Annotated in this window: 1 protein-coding gene; it reads right to left on the bottom strand. The window is 72.1% G+C overall.

The genetic code is table 11. The annotated features are described in order from the left end of the window. Positions 1 to 4,288: glycosyltransferase (locus ACH5AR_RS33805; protein WP_396305354.1), on the bottom strand; the 4,288-nt coding region annotated here is incomplete at both ends.

Raw genomic sequence — 4,288 nt, 5'->3', positions numbered from 1 at the left:
CGCGCGTCGGCCGCCGCTGTCGTCGGCTGCTCCCGTGGCACCCAGGTGTTCCCCACGCCGATCCGGAACACGTTCGGATCGACCCGCGGGAGGTCTCTGGGGCTGTCGAGTCCCAAACCGCGCGCCAGGTCCGCCCAGATGGCGGGACCGGTTCCGCTCAGGTGGAGGACCGCGTTCTTGTCCCCCTCATCCGTGTGGTTCTGCACCACGGCGGGAGGCTTCGTCGCCTCCTTGTCCGCTTTCCGGAAATCCGTCGTGGAGTAGACGTTTTTGTCCAGCAACCGGAAATAGCCCCCACGGATGCTGTTCTCCCACGAACTGCGCAGGTAGTTGCCGCGCAGGACCTCGAGATGCCGCTGCACGGCCTCGTGTCGGGCCGGGGCGATCAGCACCGCGTTCGCCATGCCGCCGCGGCCGACCACGGCGACGGCGAAACCCTGGCCGGAGTCGGCGATCCGCTGAACGGCATCGGTGGGATCGACCAGGAGTTCGTTGTCCCCGTCGGTGTAGATCCCGCCGAACCGCTGGAGGATCTCCAGCCGCAGGATGTCGCTCGCCGAGGCGTACCCCTGCCCCACCCCCTTGGCCGTCTCCATCTTGTAGGCCGCTTCGAGAACCATCGGCGCCTCGGCCGAGAAGACCTCGTCGACGTTGACCAACACGATCTTATGGTCCCGCGCCCACGCCACCATCTCCCGTACGGTGGCCAGTTCCTCCGTGTCCTGCCCCGTCCCCTCGGCCTCCTTGGCCTCCCTGATCCGCTCACGGGTGACATCCGTCCAGACCACGTGGGTGAACCCCTGGCCGGGACCACCGGCCGACGCCTCCACGTTCGCCATGAACGGGCCGGTGTGCTCGTCGTCCGCCGACAACGGGCGACCGAGCCAAATGGAGTGCACCAACCTGGGGATGCGCACCAGCTTCGGAAACAACGACCTCGACTTGCGCCGCATCGTGCCCGACAGCGAAACGTTCAGCCCGGCCTCGACGACGGAAGTCTCGTCCGCGCCCAGGGACGCCGGCGTGAAACGCTCAGCCGTCGGCTCGGTCTCGCTCGCCAGGTCCAGCGCACGGAAGAACGCCGCCCGCGACGCCGAGTGCAACTCCCGGTAGTCGTAACCCCGCAGGAACGCCGGCGCGGCCGGAACCACCCGGTCACCGAACAGATCCGGCCCCAGCCACTCCTCCAACTCGCCCACCGGCTCCGCGGACACCCGAGGAGCAGGCAGCTCGCCCATCAGCTCATCGATCAACTCCTGAGCCGTAAAGGGCACCTGCTGCTCGGTCGGGCTCACCGCGGCAGGCCGGGCGGACGTACCCGAGCCCTCGCCCTGGGTCTCCGGACGCTGGGAACGCCGCGACAGCTCGATCGCCCTGGCCACATTGCGCGCTTCCAGGTCCTCCAGGCCCTCCGGCGCGTCCAGGTCGTCCGCGAGCTCTGACCGCTCCTCCTCGACCGCCCTGCCCTTGCCCTTGTCCTCACGGGGGCGCCCGGCGACCTCCTCGTCCTCCGACTCCTCGACGTCCGACTCCTCAAGCTCCGTCATCGCCGGGCCCGTCGAGCTCTGCGTCGGCGCCAGGGGAGCCTGGGCGTGGGCCGGGCCCGCGCCGGAGGCACCCACCGGGCGCAGCACGTCCGGGACCGCCACGGGCTGGACACCATCCGGGGTGAACCGGACCCAGGTGCCCGGCGAGCCGTCGGCGGCCGGGTACATCAGGAAGCCGGCCTCCGCGTCCAACTCGGTCGGCAGCGCCGCGATCTTCCCTGTCGGGGCCCACACCGCCCGGCCGGTCTCGTTCGCCGTCACCTGCGCCAGGGACGGTCCACCGTCCGAAGCCGGCAACGCCGCCTCGCAGGCGGCCAGCACGATCTCGTCGCCGGCCGCCAGCCGCTGGACACTGGGCCGGCGCCGCAGGGTCCGGGCCAACCCGGTGGCGGTGACCTTCGCCGTGGCGGCCGGACCGGGCAGCGGCAGCACCGCGTGATCCCGGTCGCCGTGCAGCAGGGCGAGGTAGCGCCGCCCGCCGGTGTTCCAGGGCACATTCTGGTACCCGGTGACCTCACGCCCCTGCCCGTCGACGTGCAGCAGCCCGGGCCTCCCCAGGTCGAAGCTGCTCAGCACCTGGCGCCGCTGGGCGAGTTCGTTCCCGGTGTGGAACGCCCGCCCCTGCGGAAGACCGGTACCGGGCGCCACGACGGTCAGGCTCTGTACGTCGCCCAGCCGCACGCTGCCGCCGCCGACGACCGGCAGCTCCAGATCCGGGTCCCACAACTCGGTCGGTTCGACGCTGCCAGGCGCCGCCGGACGGTGGACGACCCAGTAACCCGGAAGCCCGCCACCGCCGTCCTCGGTCTCCAGGCCGTCCGGCCCCGACCGCACCAGACCCGTGTACGCGTACACCGTGCGACCGGTCGCGTCGGCCACCGCACGCGGCAGCTCCGGGCTGCCCGCCCCCAACCCGGCACCGACCAGCACCAACGACGCGCCCCGGGGCAGGGCCGTCACGGCCGGCCCTGCGACCAGCAGGGCGACCTGCTCCGCCACCGACACCCCGGGCACCGTCGGAACCTCCAAGGGCAACGGCGGCAGGGGGTCACCCGCCCACGGCACCGCCGATGCCCCGGACGCCGCAGCCCCCGCTGCCACCGGTGCACCCGGCTGCGAGACCGAACCCCCGGACTGGTCCGCCACCGGACGGGAACTCCCGAAGAAGCTCTTGAAGCGCTGGGCGACCGTGGGCCTGAGCCTGGGCCGCAGGGCTCCGAGGCTTCGCGCCCACTCGTGCAGGGCACCGAGCGCGGCGGCCAACTGCTCCTGTTCCGCCGGCAGCAGGCGCTCCATCCCGGCCGGCGGAGAGGCCACCCACGTGGTCGCGACCTCGTCCCGCTCGCCTCCGTAGGCCCGGTGCAGCCGCTGGCGCAGCCCCAGGCCCAGCACATAGGCGTCCATCAGACTCCGGCCGAGCCGCTCCGGCAGCACGTTCGCCGCGATCAGCTCCTCCAGCCGCCCACCGGTGCTGAGCCGCCAGGGCGCGTCCGTCCTCAGCTCCGCCCGCCACGCGGCATAGAGGTGCCGTGTGGCGACGGTCAGCTGACGCATGAACGCCTCCTTGACGTTCACCTTCTCCAGCTCCGCCAGGCGCGCCGGAGGGAGGAGAACCGCGAGCGCGTCCTCCAGAGCGGCCCACTCCACGTCGGTCACACCGCTCACGCTGCGTGCCTGCGTGAACGTCCCGAAGAGATCCCGCTGGCTCTCCTGTGACGTGACGGTGGCGAGGGCGCCGGGAATCGGCCGCAACTCGATCAGCCGGGCGTCGTACGCGACACCGTGCTTGGGCGTCAGGTCATCGGCCGATGCGGCAAGCGTGCTCTTTAGCACGGCCAGAGGCTCGAAGATCGCCAGGTTGGGGTTGAACCACATGGTGTCAGCCTGGAACGGCGCCGTGGCCGACGGGTTCACGGGCAGGAACGCCCGGGCCAGGTCCAGCCAGCCCGCCGCCAGATTGATCAGGGACCGCAGCCGTGCCGAGTCCTCCGACGCACCGAGCAGCCCGAAGTCCAGATCAGCGGCCGGCGTCAGGTCCGTACGGCCGTAACCCCCCACTGCCACCACCGCGTACGGCGCCGTCGGGACGTCCCGCATCGACTCACGAGCCCAACTCACCGCGCCCGCGAGAACCGTGTCGGCGAACCGGGTCAACTCCTCGGCGAGGGCACGCGGAGACTGCCCCACGGCAGCCCTCGGCATCTCGTGCCGGATCCGCTGAGCTGCGTCGAGGCTCGTCACCAGCAGCGTCATCATCGACTGCTGCCCGACGTGCAGACCGTCCCGCAGGGCCTGGGCGAGCAGCCGGAGCACCTCCACGCGCCGGTCGTGGTTCAGGGCGGCGAAGGCCTGCTGGAACAAGCCCATCTGCAGGGCCGTGCCGAGGCCCTGCCCGTCCTCCACACTCGCGCCGCTCGCGTCCAGCGCCTCCCGCAGGGCGTCCAGCCCCGCCCTGAGGCCGGCCTGCTCCTGCTCCCCCACACCGTTCGCGATCAGCTGCTCCCGGGCCTGGTCCAGCTCGGACAGTTCCTGCCCGACGGTGCCCACCAGCGGGGAGCCGTCCTCGGCGGCCTGCGTGGGGACCTGGAGCAGTCCGGTCGTGGCTCCCGGAGCCGAGCCCGCCTGGACCTGACCGGCCGGCTGCCCGGTGGGTGTCGGCACGTCCTCGGGTGCCAGCATCCTCACCCGGTCGACGCCCGTGCGCGCGGGCTCGACATCCTCGATGGCCTCGGTCTCGGGCT

Origin of the sequence: Kitasatospora sp. NPDC018619, from assembly GCF_044391605.1 — a bacterium.
Classification (GTDB): Bacteria; Actinomycetota; Actinomycetes; order Streptomycetales; family Streptomycetaceae; genus Kitasatospora.
The sequence above is the reverse complement of the archived record's forward strand: the minus strand, read 5'-3'. Positions and strand labels throughout refer to the sequence as shown.